The organism is Tsukamurella serpentis, from assembly GCF_054780975.1.
On sequence record NZ_BAAGVH010000002.1, the window covers coordinates 412,890 to 428,798 of the forward strand.

15 protein-coding genes, 1 tRNA gene and 1 other RNA gene are annotated in these 15,909 nt (G+C 68.5%); 3 read left to right on the forward strand and 14 right to left on the reverse strand.

The genetic code is table 11. The features are described 5' to 3' along the window. The first annotated feature begins 67 nt into the window (after positions 1-67). A complete protein-coding gene (locus tag ACYVHG_RS04365) occupies positions 68-979 on the forward strand; it encodes a TauD/TfdA dioxygenase family protein (RefSeq protein WP_461166201.1) in 912 nt (303 codons plus the stop codon). Here the strand turns inward: ACYVHG_RS04365 and ACYVHG_RS04370 are convergent. Both ACYVHG_RS04370 and ACYVHG_RS04375 read right to left on the reverse strand, forming a co-directional pair. Then, positions 943-2,229 carry an esterase/lipase family protein gene (locus ACYVHG_RS04370; RefSeq protein ID WP_461166202.1) on the reverse strand — a complete coding sequence of 429 codons (1,287 nt, stop codon included), beginning with the start codon at positions 2,227-2,229 and terminating at the stop codon, positions 943-945. The genes ACYVHG_RS04365 and ACYVHG_RS04370 overlap by 37 nt on opposite strands. Positions 2,230-2,270: 41 nt before the next feature. Beyond that, a complete protein-coding gene (locus ACYVHG_RS04375) occupies positions 2,271-3,575 on the reverse strand; it encodes a UDP-glucose dehydrogenase family protein (RefSeq protein ID WP_461166203.1) in 1,305 nt (434 codons plus the stop codon). 207 nt (positions 3,576-3,782) lie between these two features. Between ACYVHG_RS04375 and ACYVHG_RS04380 the strand changes: the two genes are divergently transcribed. Further along, entirely contained in the window at positions 3,783-4,478 is a 696-nt protein-coding gene (locus ACYVHG_RS04380; RefSeq protein WP_461166204.1) for a GNAT family N-acetyltransferase, read from the forward strand. 143 nt (positions 4,479-4,621) lie between these two features. Next, on the forward strand, positions 4,622-5,863 hold the full coding sequence (locus tag ACYVHG_RS04385) for an MFS transporter (protein WP_461166205.1): 1,242 nt from the start codon (positions 4,622-4,624) through the stop codon (positions 5,861-5,863). 25 nt (positions 5,864-5,888) lie between these two features. Here ACYVHG_RS04385 and ACYVHG_RS04390 read toward each other — a convergent pair whose 3' ends face one another. The 12 genes from ACYVHG_RS04390 to prfB all read right to left on the reverse strand — a co-directional run bounded on the left by ACYVHG_RS04390 (position 5,889) and on the right by prfB (position 15,907). After that, positions 5,889-6,437, reverse strand: coding sequence for a putative immunity protein (locus ACYVHG_RS04390; protein ID WP_461166206.1), 549 nt, complete (start codon positions 6,435-6,437; stop codon positions 5,889-5,891). A gap of 82 nt (positions 6,438-6,519) precedes the next feature. After that, positions 6,520-6,592: transfer RNA gene (locus tag ACYVHG_RS04395), tRNA-Ala, on the reverse strand. Positions 6,593-6,679: 87 nt separating this feature from the next. After that, positions 6,680-7,423: a DsbA family protein gene (locus tag ACYVHG_RS04400; RefSeq protein ID WP_461166207.1), complete on the reverse strand. Its 744-nt coding sequence runs from the start codon at positions 7,421-7,423 to the stop codon at positions 6,680-6,682. Positions 7,424-7,467: 44 nt separating this feature from the next. After that, positions 7,468-9,111: a phosphoglucomutase (alpha-D-glucose-1,6-bisphosphate-dependent) gene (gene pgm / locus ACYVHG_RS04405; protein WP_461166208.1), complete on the reverse strand. Its 1,644-nt coding sequence runs from the start codon at positions 9,109-9,111 to the stop codon at positions 7,468-7,470. Positions 9,112-9,212: 101 nt separating this feature from the next. Continuing rightward, positions 9,213-10,160, reverse strand: a complete 948-nt coding sequence (locus ACYVHG_RS04410; RefSeq protein WP_461166209.1) for an esterase/lipase family protein — start codon at positions 10,158-10,160, stop codon at positions 9,213-9,215. A gap of 245 nt (positions 10,161-10,405) precedes the next feature. Continuing rightward, positions 10,406-10,776: a transfer-messenger RNA gene (ssrA, locus tag ACYVHG_RS04415) on the reverse strand. Between the two features lie 339 nt (positions 10,777-11,115). Beyond that, entirely contained in the window at positions 11,116-11,595 is a 480-nt protein-coding gene (gene smpB / locus ACYVHG_RS04420; protein WP_248489142.1) for an SsrA-binding protein SmpB, read from the reverse strand. Between the two features lie 106 nt (positions 11,596-11,701). After that, complete coding sequence (gene ftsX / locus ACYVHG_RS04425) at positions 11,702-12,607, reverse strand: permease-like cell division protein FtsX (RefSeq protein ID WP_461166210.1); 906 nt, start codon at positions 12,605-12,607, stop codon at positions 11,702-11,704. 42 nt (positions 12,608-12,649) lie between these two features. Beyond that, the gene (gene ftsE, locus ACYVHG_RS04430) at positions 12,650-13,339 is read right to left on the reverse strand and encodes a cell division ATP-binding protein FtsE (protein ID WP_461166211.1); all 690 of its coding nucleotides are present in this window, start codon (positions 13,337-13,339) and stop codon (positions 12,650-12,652) included. 27 nt (positions 13,340-13,366) lie between these two features. After that, the gene (locus tag ACYVHG_RS04435; protein WP_461166212.1) at positions 13,367-13,897 is read right to left on the reverse strand and encodes a hypothetical protein; all 531 of its coding nucleotides are present in this window, start codon (positions 13,895-13,897) and stop codon (positions 13,367-13,369) included. Further along, positions 13,894-14,802 carry a mechanosensitive ion channel family protein gene (locus ACYVHG_RS04440; protein WP_461166213.1) on the reverse strand — a complete coding sequence of 303 codons (909 nt, stop codon included), beginning with the start codon at positions 14,800-14,802 and terminating at the stop codon, positions 13,894-13,896. The genes ACYVHG_RS04435 and ACYVHG_RS04440 overlap by 4 nt, the downstream gene beginning before the upstream one ends. Beyond that, positions 14,792-15,907 (reverse strand): peptide chain release factor 2, encoded by a 1,116-nt coding sequence (gene prfB, locus ACYVHG_RS04445; RefSeq protein WP_461166214.1) that lies wholly within the window; start codon positions 15,905-15,907, stop codon positions 14,792-14,794. The genes ACYVHG_RS04440 and prfB overlap by 11 nt, the downstream gene beginning before the upstream one ends. Positions 15,908-15,909: the final 2 nt, after the last annotated feature.

Genomic DNA, 15,909 nt, shown 5'->3' on the forward strand with positions numbered 1-15,909 from the left:
ACCGCCGGAGTGATTGCAGTGTGCTGGAAGCACCGAGCACCTGCATCCGATGCCCTTGGGAGGCGACATGACCGCAACGATCGACACCACCGCGCAGCAGATCACCGTGACCAGGCTGGGCCAGCACATCGGCGCGATCGTGCACGGTGTCCGGCTCGACGGTGACCTCGACGACGCGAGCGCGGAGACCGTCCTCGACCTGCTCGCCGAGTACGAGGTGATCTTCTTCCGCGATCAGCACCACCTCGACGACGCCGGACAGCACGCCCTCGCCGCCCGCCTCGGTGTTCCGACCACTCCCCACCCGACGGTCCGCTCCACCACCGACCTGCTGCCGATCGAGGGAGCGGCGAACAGCTGGCACACCGACGTCTCGTTCGTCGACCGCGTCCCCAAGGCGTCGATCCTGCGGCCGGTCGAACTGCCGCCGCACGGCGGCGACACCACCTGGGCCTCCACCACCCGCGCCTACGATCGCCTGCCGGCACCGCTCAAGGCGCTCGCGGACAGCCTCCGCGCGATCCACACCAACGACTACGACTACGCCGGCCACAACGCGACCTACCAGCGCGCCGAGTACCACAAGGAGTTCATCCGGAACATCTTCGAGGCCGAGCATCCGGTGGTGCGCGTGCACCCGGAGACCGGCCGGCGGTCGCTGCTCCTCGGCCACTTCGTGAAGTCCTTCGCGGGACTGAGCAGCCACGACTCGGCGCCGATCCTCGCCCTGCTGCAGCGACGGATCGAGAACCCCGACAACACCGTCCGGTGGGCCTGGCGGCCGGGTGACGTGGCGATCTGGGACAACCGTTCCACCCAGCACTTCGGCATCAACGACTACGGCGACCACACTCGGCTGCTGCACCGCGTCACGCTCGCCGGCGACCTGCCGGTCGGCGTGGACGGACGCGAGGGCGTGGCGCTCAAGGGTGATGCCTCGGACTACGCCCCCGTGACGGCTGCGCGGGCGCGCGGCTGATCGATCCACTGCCGGACCCGCTGGTACACCGCATCCGAGCGCAGCAGCGTGAAGTGATTCGCCCGGCCCAGGTGCATTCCGCGATCGTCGGTGAAACCGACACGCCGGGCCCTGCCGCGCCCGGCGGCGCTGGCGGGGAGCACCAGTCCGTCGCCGAGGATCCGGCCGAGCGGGTGCCGAGCATCCCGAGTGAGGGTGGCGGTCACGAAGTAGTGATCAGCGGTCGGGAGCAGCGGCACCTCCGCGGCCACCGCGGCGCCGAGTGCATCGGCGTCGCGGTCGCGCCAGTCCTCGTCGACCAATGAACCGCCGCGAAGATCCCTGATCCCGGAGCTGCGACGGCCCAGCATCCGCCCGAGAGGACGGGTTTCGGGCAGGATCGCCAGGGCCGCCCGGCCGTAGTGCGCGAGCTGTTCCAGCGGCGCTCCCAGGTGGGGTGTCCCCAGGCTGACGGTGCAGCTGACCGCGGCCGGCCACGCCATCGCCTGCATCGCGGCGAGGTGGACGGCGCTGCGAGCCACCAGACCGCCCATCGAATGGCCGATCACGACGATCTCGGTCACCGGAGCCGGCCAGCGCCCGATCAGCCGATCGAGCACGCGGGCGACGTCCCGACCGTTCTCACTGATGTGGCGGCCGGTGTTGTAGCGCAGATGGACCGGGGTCATGCCGAGGTCGATCGCGAGCCGAACCCCGTAATCGTGAGCATCCTTCCCGCCCGTGCCCCAGGCGTACTCGGTCTCGGACAGCCCGTGTAGCAGCACCACGATCCTGCCTCCGGAGCCGCCGAAGACCTCGTGCGGATCGAGCCGGTCGGCGGGGACGGCGCCGTCGTCGAGGTGCACCACTGCGCCGTCCACCCGTACCGTCACCGGGTCCGCCGCCAGTGGCGATCCGGTGGCCTCCAGAGCGTCGCCGATCAGCCCCTGCAGGGCACCGATCAGCAGAGCGCCGGAGGCCGTCTCCGACGGGGGCCGGCGCAGCGGTAGATCGGCCCCGGCCGATGCCGCCCGCCCCGCGGTACGGGTGACGGTGCTGATGGTGGCGTAGACACCGTCGGTGATGCCGTCGTGGATCATCTTGACCGGAGTCACACCGGCCCCGGCACCGAAGCGCACGTACCGGAACACCCGGTCGGAGATCGCCCGGTGCACACCGTGGACACCCTCGGCTGTTCCGGCGAGCTCATCGAGTCCCAACCGGGTGATGGCCCGCAGCTCAGCGCGGCGACGATCGCGAACACTGCTCATGCGATTCGAGTGTACACATGTTCACTCGACTTATCAGGGGATCAGGTGCGGCACTCCCAGCCGGCAGCGACCCACTTGGAGGCGGGCATGCAATTGCGGCCGTCCAGCAGCACGGGCTTGCGGACCACCGAGCGAACCAGCGCCGGGTCCAACTCGCGGAACTGCTTCCACTCGGTGAGCACCAGCACCACGTCGGCGCTCTCGCACGCCTCCAGCGCTGAGGTCGCGTAGTCGAGGGTCGGGAAGACCCGGCGCGAATTGTCCATGGCCTCGGGGTCGTACACCGAGACGGCGGCGCCCTGCAATTGGATCTGACCGGCGATGTTCAGCGCGGGCGAGTCACGCACGTCGTCGGAATCGGGTTTGAACGCCGCACCGAGCACCGCGACCTTCGCCCCCAGCAGCGAGCCGCCGCAGGCCTCGCGGGCCAGGTCAACCATGCGGGTGCGCCGGCTCATGTTGATCGCGTCCACCTCGCGCAGCAGCCCGTGCATATGACCGGCGCCCAGCTCGCCGGAGCGGGCCATGAAGGCGCGGATGTCCTTGGGCAGGCAGCCCCCACCGAAGCCGATCCCCGCGCCCAGGAACCGCCGGCCGATCCGGTCGTCCACTCCGATCGCGTCGGCGAGCGCGACCACGTCAGCTCCGGCGGCCTCGCAGACCTCGGCGACGGCGTTGATGAACGAGACCTTGGTGGCGAGGAACGCGTTCGCGGAGATCTTCACCAGCTCCGCGGTGGCGGTATCGGTGACGAACATCGGGGTGTCGCGGTCGAGGATCGGCCGGTACAGCTCCCGTGCGACCTGTTCGGCACGACCACCCGGCTCCACGCCCAGCACCAGGCGATCGGGCTCGAGGGTGTCCTTGACGGCGTGCCCCTCGCGCAGGAACTCGGGATTCCAGGCGAACTCGACCTCGATACCGGCCGGGACGAGTTCGGCGGCGCGGGCGCGCAGCGTGTCGGTGGTGCCCACCGGCACCGTCGACTTACCGAGGATGACGGCGTCGCGCTGCAGGTGCGGCACGAGTGAGTCGACCACCGCGTTCACGTAGGTGAGGTCGGCGGCGAACTCGCCCTTGCGCTGCGGGGTACCGACGGCGATGAAGTGGACGTCACCGAAGGCGCCCGCCTCCTCGTACGAATCGGTGAAGCGCAGGCGCCCGGCCTCGATGTTCCGCTTCAGCACGGCGGGCAGGCCCGGCTCGTGGAAGGGGACCTTGCCCTCCGACAGTGCGGCGATCTTGCTCAGATTCACGTCGACACCGAGCACCTCGTGCCCCAGTTCGGCCATGCACGCCGCGTGCGTGGCCCCGAGGTACCCCGTCCCCAGCACAGTGATCTTCATGTGCCGAAAGTTAGTGATCGCGGCCGCGAAACGACAGATCGCCGGGCCGTAATTCCACAAGGGTTACGCAGGGATTCACGAGCACGCCCGCCGGGCCGCCGGGTGTTCGCCGGAGCGCGACCTCGGGTTTGCCGAGACGTCACCCGCCGGTACGGTCCTGCCCGCGGATCGCCGCTCGCAGGTCGCACCGTCTGGGATGATCGGCGAGTGAGCACGCTCGACGCCCTCGACGACCCGATCAATTCGTCCCTCGCCGGCCCGCACGCCCGGTTCCGGGAGAGTTCGGGGCGAGTGCTGCGGTACCGGCCCGATGTCTCGTCGTTCGTCGGCCATCCGCGTGACCTGACCACCGAGGACTACACCGACCTGGCGCGACTGGCCGCCCCGGGCGAGGTCGTGCCGTTGCGGGACCGGGGCACGGAACTGCCGGACGGATGGACGCTGACGGCGACCATCGGATTGGTCCAGTACGACGGTTCCGCGGTGGAGACCGCGCCCGAGCCGCAGGCGCTCCGCCTGACCGAGGCGGACGTACCGGAGATGACAGCGCTGGTACGGCTCACCAAACCGGGTCCGTTCCTGCCCCGGACCATCGACCTGGGCACCTACCTGGGCGTGCGGGATTCCGACGGTGCGCTGATCGCGATGGCCGGTGAGCGCCTGCACCCCGCGGGATGGACCGAGATCAGTGCGGTGTGCACCGCGCCGCAGGCACGCGGACGAGGTCTGGCGTCGCGGCTGATCCGGGCCGTGGCACACAGTATTCGTGAACGGGGCGAGCTGCCCTTCCTGCACACCTCGGACGACAATCCGGCTCGCTCGCTGTACGAGTCGCTCGGCTTCGTGTTGACCAGTGAGGTACCCCTGGAACTGGTCCGGACCCCGTCGGTCTCGGAGGGGTGAAGGATCCACCGGAAATTGATAGGATGTTTGCGCCGCGGCGCAGGTCGCGGCGGAACCACCGTGTAACTACCTGGCACGGCCTGCGGGCACCCAAGGCGGCACGTCGAGCGACGCGGCGCAACGCCGCAGAAGGGGTCCCACCGGTGACCGCCACCATGACCGAAGCACCGTCCACCCGTGAGACCGGCTCCGCACCGTCGATACTCTCGGTCGCCGGCCCCACCTACTTCCCCGTCGCCTTCGTCGCACGACTGCCTTTCGCGATGATGGTGGTGGGTGTACTCACCCTGGTGGTGGCCGGCCGGGATTCCCTCGCCTTCGGTGGCCTGTGCTCGGCGATGGTGGGGATCGGCTCGGCCGCAGTGGGTCCTCTGCTCGGCGCCGCCGCCGACCGGTTCGGCCAGCGCAGAGCCGTTCTGGTCGCGGCGATCGCGAACTCGCTGGCACTGCTGCTGCTGACCTGGGTGGTCTACAGCTCCCTCCCCGGCGCGGTGGTGCTGGCCGCGGCCGCGGCGGTGGGTGCGAGCGCACCGCAGGTCGGTCCGATGTCCCGCAGCAGGTTGGTCCAGATGGTCACCACGAAGCTGCCCGAGGGGCGGCGAGTGCGCACCCTACTGTCGGTGATGGCCTACGAATCGGCCGCCGACGAGATGATCTTCGTGTTCGGCCCGGTGATCGTGGGCCTGCTCGCCACCACGTTGTCGCCGGCCGCGCCGATGATCGGCGCCGCGGTGCTGACCGCGATCTTCGTGGCCGCGTTCGCTCTGCACCCGAGCGGACGCACCGAGCGTCATCGTGCCGACGGTGCCGTGGCCCAGGCCCCGGCGCGGGAGCTGTTCTCGCCGCTGTTGCTGACGGTGGTGGTCGGCGTGTTCGGGATGGGCCTGTTCTTCGGGACCACACTGACCGGGCTGACGGCCTTCATGCGCAGCGCCGGAGACGCGGAAGCGGCCGGACTGTACTACGGCGTGATGGGCGTCGGCTCGGCGGCACTGGCACTCGGATCTGCGCTGCTGCCGCAGCGATTCAGTATCGCGGCACGCTGGCTCAGCTTCTCCACGGTGCTGGTGTTCGGCGCGGTCCTGATCGCGATGGCACCGTCGTTGCCGCTGCTGATCGCCGGCCTGGCGATCGCCGGAATCGGTGTGGGCCCGACCCTGGTGACCGAGTTCAGCCTGGGCGCCGACCGCAGCCCGGTGGGCCGCTCGGCGACGGTGATGACGATCCTGGGCAGCGCCGTGATCCTGGGCCAGTCGCTGGCATCAGCGGTCAACGGTGAGCTGGCCGAGCGATTCGGCACAGGCGTGGCGCAGTGCGCGCCGCTGGTCGCGGCTCTGGTGGTGCTGAGTGCGGGCGTCGCCAACGCAGTGCTCTCCCGCAGATGACCCGCACGGCCGGTGGAGTCGGCGGTCAGTCGGCGGACTCCGAGCCGGTGAGCTCGGCCTGGATCTCACGGATCGTCACCCCGAGCGCGCCCGAGGTGAGCAGCCCCTTCCCCAAGGGTCCGGCGGAATCCGTTCCGAGCGGCGGCAGAGATGCCAGCGCCGCGCGAACCTCCGCACTCATGTGGCCGAGTTGCCACCGGACTTCGCTGCGCCGGGCGGCCTCGTGATCGGTGGCGGCGAGCGATGCCGCCTTCGCGGCGTAGGCGGCCGCGCCCAGTGCGTGAGCACCCATGTGCGCCACCCCCGAGGCCTGCCCGGCGGCGCGCGCCGCTGCGATCGCCGCCGGCGCTGTGGCCGACTGTGCGGCCCGCCCGGCCTCGAAACGCCGACGGATCTCCCCTGCCGTATCCAGCTCACCCCGGCCGAAGGCCCGGGTCCGTTCGATCCCGTCGCGGGCGCGGTCATCGTCGGGAGCGTCGGCGGTGAACAGCGGCAGAACCCGGTCCGCACAGTCCGCCGCCCAGCGGGCGACCAGTCTGCGATCGGATTCACTGAGCGTCTGAGCGGATGCCATGATCAGACTCTCGCACGATCTGCGCTCGGTGTGGTGCGCGCACGAAGAAGCCCCCGGCCGACGGCCGGGGGCTACTCGATCGTGGAGCTAAGGGGACTCGAACCCCTGACCCCCACACTGCCAGTGTGGTGCGCTACCAGCTGCGCCATAGCCCCGTATCAACTTGTTCACCTGCGGTTTCCCGCCCGGAGAACATTACAGGAGGCAGCTGGCGCGCACCAAATCGGCTGGTCAGAGCCGAATCAGCTGAGGAGCGGCGTCAGCCAGTCACCCTGGACCGGGATCAGCTTCCCCTGGTGGGCCACGGTCGGGGTTCCGGTGCTGCCGATGGCCTTCATCAACTCGCTACCGGCGGCGGCGTTCGTCGCGGACTCGGCGGTGTACTTGCCCTCGGTGATGGCGGCGGTGACGTCCGCGGGCAGGTCGACCCCCTTGGACTTGCTGCCCTCTGCCATGGTGCGCGCCAGATCCGCATTGCTGGGGTCGGCCTGGCCACCCTCGGTCGGCTGCTTGGCGAACAGTGCGGTGTGGCCACCGAGCCACGCCTTCTGCTTCTGCTCCTCCGGCATGGACGACTTGGCGATCGCCAGGAGTGCGGCGCCGGCGCGGTCGGAGTAGTCGCCCGACGCGCTGGTGCGGTTGAGGAACGACAGCAGGTGGTAGCGCACCTTGAGCTTGCCGTCCTCGATCGCCTTGGTGATCTGCTCGCCGTACCGCTGCTCCATGCTTCCGCACGCGGGGCACATCGGATCCTCGAAGAAGTCGAGCGTCGTCTTCGCGTCGGACTTGCCCAGCACGAAGACCGGGGTCGCATCGTTGAGCTTCGTGGCGACCTGGTCGGCGGGCGTTCCCTCCTTCTTGCTCATCAGCAGTACACCGCCGATCACGAGCACGATGACCACCAGGAGTGCCACGCCGCCGAGGACGTAGGTCATGGTGTTGGACTGCTTCACGGGAACGTACTTGGCGTTCTTACCCTTGCTCACGCGGTTCACAATACCGGCACCGGACGAGTTCCCAGGTCAGAGGCCTAACCCCCGAGCACATCGTCGACGAGGGCCTTCGCCTGCGCCTGCACCTGCGCCAGGTGGTCCGCCCCCCGGAACGATTCCGCGTAGATCTTGTACACGTCCTCGGTGCCCGATGGGCGGGCGGCGAACCACGCGCTCTCGGTGGTCACCTTCAGCCCACCGATCGGCTCACCGTTCCCCGGCGCGCGAGTCAGTTTCGCCGTGATCGGCTCGCCCGCCAACTCGTCCGCCGTGACCTGCTCCGGTGAGAGAGCGCCCAGGATCTTCTTCTGCTCGCGGGTCGCCGGCGCATCGGTGCGCGCATAGGCGGGCACCCCGTACCTCTGCCCCAGCGCTGCGAAGTGCTCGCTCGGCGTCCGCCCGGTGACCGCGAGGATCTCCGACGCGAGTAGCGCCATGATGATCCCGTCCTTGTCGGTGGTCCACACGCCGCCGTCGTGCCGCAGGAACGACGCCCCGGCCGATTCCTCGCCGCCGAATCCCACGCCACCGTCGAGCAGGCCGGGCACGAACCACTTGAATCCGACCGGCACCTCGAGCAGCTTCCGCTGCTGGTCGGCCACCACCCGGTCGATCATCGACGAGCTCACCAGCGTCTTCCCTACCGCTGCGTCGTCGCGCCAGCCGTGGCGGGAGGCGAACAGGTAGTCGATGGCGACGGCGAGGTAGTGGTTCGGGTTCATCAGGCCACCGTCGGGGGTGACGATGCCGTGCCGATCGGCGTCGGCGTCGTTGCCGGTGGCGATGTCGAACCGGTCCTTGCCGGCGATCAGCGAGGCCATCGCGTTCGGGGAACTGCAGTCCATCCGGATCTTGCCGTCGGTGTCGAGCGTCATGAACGCGAACGTGGGGTCGACGGCGGGGTTCACCACCGTCAGGTCCAGGCCGTAGCGCTCTCCGATGGCGCCCCAGTATTCGACCGCCGCGCCGCCGAGCGGGTCGGCGCCGATCCGCACACCCGCATCCCGAATACGGTCCAGATGCAGCACCGAGGGCAGGTCACCGACGTACGAGCCGAGGAAATCGAATCGCTCGATCGAGCCGGAGGCCAGTGCCTGTGCCAGCGGGACCCGCCGCACCTCTCGCAGCCCACCGGCCATGAGCTCGTTGGCGCGGGCCGCGATCGCCGAGGTCGCCTCGGTGCCGGCCGGACCGCCGGAAGGCGGGTTGTACTTGAAGCCGCCGTCCGCGGGAGGGTTGTGAGACGGAGTGACGACGATGCCATCGGCCCGCGTACCGCCGGGGTGCCGCCGATCGTGCGTGAGGATCGCGTGGCTGATCGCCGGGGTCGGGGTGAAACGGTCGTCGCGCTCGACCAGGGTGGTGACACCGTTGCCCGCGAGCACCTCGACCGCGGTCTCCCACGCCGGTCCGGAGAGCAGGTGCGTGTCCTTGCCGAGGTACAGCGGTCCGCGGATCCCCTCAGCGGCGCGGTATTCGACGATGGCCTGAGTGGTCGCCGCGATGTGGGACTCGTTGAAACTGCCGTTGACCGAGCTGCCCCGGTGGCCGGAGGTACCGAACACCACCCGCTGGTCCTGGTTCGCCGGATCGGGGACGACCGAATAGTACGCAGCGCGAACGGCTTCGGCGTCGATCAGGTCTTCGGGCAGCGCCGGTCGCCCGGCACGGGGATGAGCCATCGGTCAGTTCCACCTCGTCAGTCCAGGATCGCCGCAGGTCCCGCGGCTCCGCTGACAACCTAACGCCGCAGGCAGCGCGGCGCGCGGGGAACAGCCTGCACTCACGCTCCGGTGAACGGTGGCACCGGGTAGCAGGGAACGGGCCGGGGGCGCTGCGGGTCCAGCGCGTTGAGTACGAAGTAGGCCGCTCGCCGCGATCCGGCGATCGCCATGTGGTCGGAGAAGTCCTGGGCGCAGGTGTCCTGCACCACGATGTTGTTCACTGTGGTTCCGGGCGGCCCCTCGACCTGACCGCTGGTGTACGGCAGTACCGCCTCGTCGTAGCGGGTGGAGATGTTGGTGTACTCGACACCGGGCACGTACGGGGTGCCACCGGACCAGACGGTTTCGAGGTAGCGCGACCCCGGCAGCATGTCGCCGATCGACTCGAACACCGGCACGAAGGGGTCGGGCAGTTTCAGTCCGCGCACGAACATCGACACCGCCGCACCTGGGTCGGCGCCGGTGCCGCGCCACAGCGGCGCAAGCGAGACGTGCCTGCCCACCTTGCCGGCGCCCCCGAGGACCTTCATGTAATAGGAGGGCATGATCGTGCCCTGCGAGTGTCCGACCAGATCGACCTTGCGCGCACCCGTGGCGCCGAGCACTCGGTCGACGAAGGACTTGAGGTGGCCGGCGCTCACCGCGAGCGGCCTGGTGCCGCCGATCTGATTCACCGGCCACGGCGCCCCGGGCAGGGCTCCGTAGGTGAAGCTGAACACGCAGTACCCGTTGTTCTTGAGCAGTGGCGCGTAGGCGCCCCAATTCGTCTGCCCGCCGCCCCCGGTCCCGTGCACCAGGATCACCGGGTTCGGGTGACTCGCGGAGGGTTTGCACGAATAGTCGTTGGTGCCGGGCAGCGAACCGTTGGGGTTGGTGAGTTCGGACGGGATACCGCTGAAGAAGTTGAAGTTCTCGGGCAGTGGCGCCCCCTGAACTGGGGCGGCGACCAGCGTCGCCGCCACCGCAGCAGCTACGAAACCTCGCGCAATGCGGGTAGGGATTCTCATGTCGACGAACGCTAACCCACACCAGGATTCAGTATGCCCGTTTCGCCGAACCTGTTCTAGTTTCCTGTCCGCCCTCGGCCACAGCGACATGCGTGCACGAATGTCGGCCTGAGCGGCGCGGGATCTTTCCGACCTGGACTTTTCCAGGATCCGTGCCGCTGAGGCCGACATTCGTGCGGCCACACCGAGCATCCGGACGGGAGAAATGACGCGGCCCCCGATCTGCTGAGCAGATCGGGGGCCGAACGTGGAGCCGCCGGGAATTGAACCCGGGTCCTCCGTCATTTCTACGGGGCTTCTCCGTGCGCAGTCCGCTGTGTCTCTACTCGGATCTCCCGGTCTCACGGACGAGCCGGGATGACGATCCCAGTCGCTGTTTGATGTCCCCCACGGTGCCGCGACCGCACCGTGAGGTGAATCCCTCTAGCTGATGCCAGGAACCGGACCGAGGGCGAACCCGGGCTGACAGACTCGCTCTACTGCTTAGGCAGCGAGAGCGAAGTCGCGCTGATTGGAATCGGCGCTTATAGGGTTGCTGCGACGCTCACGGTGGTCTCCAGCCTGCACCGGCACGCTTCCCCCGCGTCAACAAACGAAGTCGAAACCGATCGGCCCCTTGTTCGTCCGCGTGATGCGGAAGCCCACCTCTTGCGAAGTGGAAGATTCAGGATACCTCACCGGCACCCTGTCCTGTCCAGCGGTTTCCGCTCGTCTCGCGCGCAGGTCAGACGGTGCGCAGCCGCAAGCCGGACGCGGAGGCGTTCATGTTGATCAGCACGGTGAGCAGCACCGCGCCGATGCGGTGCGCCAGTGAGCGGACCTTGGCCTTGTTCTCGACACTCATGGAAACACTCCTCACTTGAGTACCACGAGTCACAGAAGCAACTCTGGTATCAAGTGAACGCCTCCGACAGCCGCCGCTCAACACGCCACGCCGAGCGGCACCGAAAAGCTCTCAGCCGCGCATGCCCTTGACCCGCCGGCCCAGTTCCCGGACCAGCTCGCGTTCGGCGGTACGCCGAGCGATGTCCTGGCGCTTGTCGTAGTCCTGCTTGCCCTTGGCCAGCGCGAGTTCGACCTTCACCCGCCCGTCGTTGAAGTACATCGACAGCGGCACCAGGGTCTGATTGCCCTCACGGATCTTGCCCGTCAGCGAGTCGATCTCGCGGCGGTGCATCAGCAGTTTGCGGGTGCGCCGCGGCGTGTGGTTGGTCCAGGTTCCGTTCCCGTACTCGGGAATGTGCAGGCCCCGCAGCCAGACCTCGCCGTCGTCGATGGTGGCATAGGCGTCCACCAGCGAGGCCTTACCCTCGCGCAAGGCCTTCACCTCGGTACCGACGAGCACCACGCCGGCCTCGAAAGTATCGAGGATGGCGTAGTTGTGGCGCGCCTTGCGGTTGCTCGCGATGACCGAGCGCCCCTTCTCCTTCGCCACCCTTGTTCACCCCTTCGAATCGACTCCGCCCAGCAGCGGACAACCAGTCCATCCTACGGGCCTGCACCATCGGCGCGGAAACGGTTTCCGTCGGGCGCGGGCGCGACTACTCCCGCACGTAGAAGCGCAGGGTGAAGTACGCCGTCGCCGCGGCGAATCCGCCGCCCACCAGGTAGAGCCACGGCGAGACCAACATCACGTCGGTGACGGTGACCCGGGCCAGCAGGTTCTTGGCGTAGAACTCGTTGAGCGCCCAATCGAAGACCAGCTTGTTGCCCACGAACAGGCCGACCACCGCCAGCGTCGCGCCGATCACCGCCGAGAGCACCGCCTCCAGCAGGAAGGGCAGCTGGGTGTACCAGCGGGTGGCTCCCACCAGTCGCATGATGGAGACCTCCGTGCGCCGCGTGTACGCGGCCACCTGCACCATGTTCGCGATCAACAGCACCGCCGCCACGGCCTGGATCAGCGCGATGAAGAAGGCGGCGTTCCGGGCACCGTCGAGCACCGAGAACATGCGTTTGACCACCTCACGCTGGTCGAGCACGCTGGCCACACCCGGTTGATCCTTGATCGCGTCGATCACCCCGCCGAAGCGCTGGTCGTCGTTGATGCGCACCTTGAACGAGGCGGGCAGCACACCGGGGCGCACCAGATCGGCCAGATCGGGCTGATTCGCGAAGGTCTTGGTCTTACCGATCTGGTAGGCCTCGTCCTTGGAGATGTAATCCAGCGAGTCGACGCCGGGCTGCCCCTTGATCTTGGCCTCGAGCGCCTGGCACACCTGCTTCTGGCAGTCCGGGTCGTCGGTGGCGACCTTGTCGTCGATGAACACCTGGATCTCGACCCGCTGCAGGAAGATGTCCTGGCTCTTGTCGGCCATCCGCACCACCAGCAGGCCGCCGCCGAACAGGCCCAGCGAGATCGCGGTGGTGAGGATCATGGCGATCGTCATGCTCACGTTCCGGCGCAGGCCGGTGAAGACCTCGCTGGTGATGAAGCTGGCACGCACGTGGAATCAGTCCTTCAAGTCTTGTCGTGGGTCGGTCGGGCTCTACCGGCCGAGGCCGTACACGCCGGTCTCGTCGTCACGGACCATTTGGCCGAGCCGGAACTCGATCACCCGGCGGCGCATGGAGTCGACGATGTGGCGGTCGTGCGTGGCCATCACCACCGTGGTTCCGGCCCGGTTGATCCGGTCCAGAACGTCCACGATCTCGGCGGAGGTGTCCGGATCCAGGTTGCCGGTGGGCTCGTCGGCGAGCAGCAGCAACGGCCGGTTCGCGATGGCGCGGGCGATCGCCACGCGCTGCTTCTCGCCGCCGGACAGCTCGCTCGGCATGCGCTCGGCCTTACCGCCCAGACCCACGTACTCGAGCACCTGCGGCACCGTGCGGTCGATCACCGAGCGGGGCTTACCGATCACCTCCAGCGCGAAGGCCACGTTCTCGGCGACGGTCTTCTGCTGCAACAGCCGGAAGTCCTGGAAGACGCAGCCCAGCGACTGCCGCAACTGCGGGACCCGGCGCGCGGAGAGCTTGTTGACGTGGAAGTCGCCAACGTAGACATCGCCGGTGGTCGGCTTGTCCTCCTTGAGCAGCAGCCGGAAGAACGTCGACTTGCCGGAACCCGAAGGCCCGATCAGAAAGGCGAACTCCCCCTTGCCGATCTCGACCGATAGATCGCTGAGCGCCGGCCGGGCCGATGCCTTGTACTTCATCGTGACGTTCTCGAGCGTGATCACGGTCGCCCAGTGTACTGACGCCGACGGCTAGCCCGGCGGAGCCGTACTCGCCGGTGCGCCGCCGCCGGTGGCCGGACCGTCCGTGGCACCCGCCCCGGGCAGCCCCGGAATCCGGACACCACCAGGTAGGCCGATGCCACCCGCGGGCGCCGACGTGGTGCTCGCACCGTCGCTCTCACCGGTCCGGGGGGTTCCGGCGCGCCCGGCGACCGACGGCGCCCCCGGCGTCGAGGCCGCGCCGGTCCCGGAGGCGCCGGACGACCCGGCGGTGGCCACAGAGGTCCGTGCGGCTGAGGTGGGGGGCGCGCTGGTGGTCGCCGCAGGCGTGGTGGTCGAGTTCGGGACCGGCTGCGCCGAGGTGCTGGCGGGTGCGATACCGGTGCGGCGCTGCTCCTCAGGGACGAACTGCGCGCGCAGGCCCAGGTACCACCACAGCAGCACCACGAACAGCAACACCAGAGTCGCGGTGCTGGTCCGGATACGGGTGTGCGGAATGGTCCTCGGCAACCGCTTCCAGAACGGTGTGGACCGCTCGGCCGGATCGGTGGGATCGCTCACGGCGCGCTCACCTCCTGTTGGTCGGGCGCGTCGGTGACCGGATCGACCGCGATACCCGCCGTCGCCAGGCTGCGTACGATCCGCTCGCGCAGGTTGCGGCCCACTTCGAACTGCTTACCGGGCAGCGTCCGGGCGACCATCCGCAGGTTCACCTGGTCGAGGTCGATCGACTCCACTCCCATCAGCGACGGTGCGTCGAGCAACAGCGTCGACATCTTCGGATCGTGGTAGGCGCGCTCGCCCACACTGTGCAGCAGGGCGTTCACCTTGCCCATGTCCACGTTCTTGGGCAGCGGGATGTCGACCACCGCGCGAGCCCAGTCCTTCGACAGATTGGTGGCCTTGACGATCTGCCCGTTGGGGACGGTGATCACCTCACCGTCGGTGTTGCGCAGCTTGGTCACCCGCAGGGTGACATCGGAGACGGTGCCCTCGGCCTCGGTGCCACCGGTGAGCGCGAGGTTGACCACATCGCCGAAGCCGTACTGCCGCTCGGTGATCAGGAAGAACCCGGCCAGCAGGTCCTGCACCACCCGCTGAGCACCGAAGCCCAGCGCGGCACCGATGACGGTGGCGGGGGCCACCAGCGCGGTCACCGGCACCCCGAGTGCGGTCACCACCTGATAGGTGGCGAACAGGTAGATCGCGGCGATCGCAACCCAGCTGATCACCTGGATCACAGCGTGCTGGTGCTTGGCCGATTCCGACCGGACCAGCGCGTCGCCCTTCTTGAACTGGTTGTCGATCTGCATGGTGACCCGCGCGGACGCCCAGTTGACGAACCGGTTCGCCAGGACCGCCGCGATCACCCACAGGGCGACCGGCAGGATCCGCTGGAACATCAGCAACCGCCACCCCGCGAGATCGGGGAGGAGGGCGCCGGCGAGTTGCGCGCTACTCGTCATCGCCACGCATCCGCCAGCGGATGCCGGCCTCGATGAAACCGTCCAGATCACCGTCGAGCACGGCCGAGGGGCTGTTCACCTCGAAGTTCGTACGCAGGTCCTTGACCATCTGGTACGGGTGCAGCACGTACGAGCGCATCTGGTTGCCCCAGGACGCTCCCTCGGTGGTCTTGAGGGCGTCCATCTGGGCCCGCTCCTCCTGCCGCTTGCGTTCGAGCAGTTTGGCCTGGAGCACCTTCATCGCCGCGACCTTGTTCTGCAGCTGGCTCTTCTCGTTCTGGCAGGTGACCACGATCCCGGTCGGGATGTGGGTCAGGCGCACCGCGGAGTCGGTGGTGTTCACCGACTGCCCGCCCGGACCGGACGAGCGGTAGACGTCCACGCGGACCTCGTTCTCGTCGACGTCGATGTGGTCGGTGGTCTCCACCACGGGCAGCACCTCGACCTCGGCGAAGGAGGTCTGGCGGCGGCCCTGGTTGTCGAACGGGCTGATCCGCACCAACCGGTGCGTGCCCATCTCGACCGACAGGGTGCCGTACGCGTAATCGGTCTTGACCGCGAAGGTGGCCGATTTCAGGCCCGCCTCCTCGGCGTAGCTGGTGTCGTAGACCTCCACGCCGTAGCCGTGCTTCTCCGCCCAGCGGATGTACATGCGCATGAGCATCTCGGCCCAGTCAGCGGCGTCCACACCGCCGGCGCCGGCCCGGATGTTGACCAGCGCGTCGCGCTGGTCGTACTCACCGGAGAGCATGGTCTTGACTTCCATGGCCTCGATCTCGGTACGCAGCTGGGCGCGGTCACCGTCGGCGTCCTCCAGAGCGGCGGCGAGATCGTCACCTTCTTCGGCCTCGGCCAGCTCGTACAGCACGGGCAGGTCGTCGAGGCGCTGGCGCAGGTCGGTGACGCGGCGCAGTTCCGCCTGCGCGTGCGAGAGCTCGCTGGTGACCTGCTGCGCGTTGGCCTGGTCGTTCCACAGCTCGGGATCGGAGGCCTTGTGCTCGAGCTCGTCGACGCGGCGGCGCAATTCGTCGAGGTCGATCACCTTCTCCACCGTCTGGAGGGTGGTCTCGAGGCTCTCGATGTCTGCTGCTACGTCAGGATGCACAG

Coding starts and splice junctions, on each gene's coding strand:
- ACYVHG_RS04365 (WP_461166201.1), top strand. CDS start 68: ATGACCGCAACGATCGACACCACCGCGCAGCAGATCACCGTGACCAGG.
- ACYVHG_RS04370 (WP_461166202.1), bottom strand. CDS start 2,229: ATGAGCAGTGTTCGCGATCGTCGCCGCGCTGAGCTGCGGGCCATCACC.
- ACYVHG_RS04375 (WP_461166203.1), bottom strand. CDS start 3,575: ATGAAGATCACTGTGCTGGGGACGGGGTACCTCGGGGCCACGCACGCG.
- ACYVHG_RS04390 (WP_461166206.1), bottom strand. CDS start 6,437: ATGGCATCCGCTCAGACGCTCAGTGAATCCGATCGCAGACTGGTCGCC.
- pgm (WP_461166208.1), bottom strand. CDS start 9,111: ATGGCTCATCCCCGTGCCGGGCGACCGGCGCTGCCCGAAGACCTGATC.
- ACYVHG_RS04410 (WP_461166209.1), bottom strand. CDS start 10,160: ATGAGAATCCCTACCCGCATTGCGCGAGGTTTCGTAGCTGCTGCGGTG.
- ACYVHG_RS04440 (WP_461166213.1), bottom strand. CDS start 14,802: ATGACGAGTAGCGCGCAACTCGCCGGCGCCCTCCTCCCCGATCTCGCG.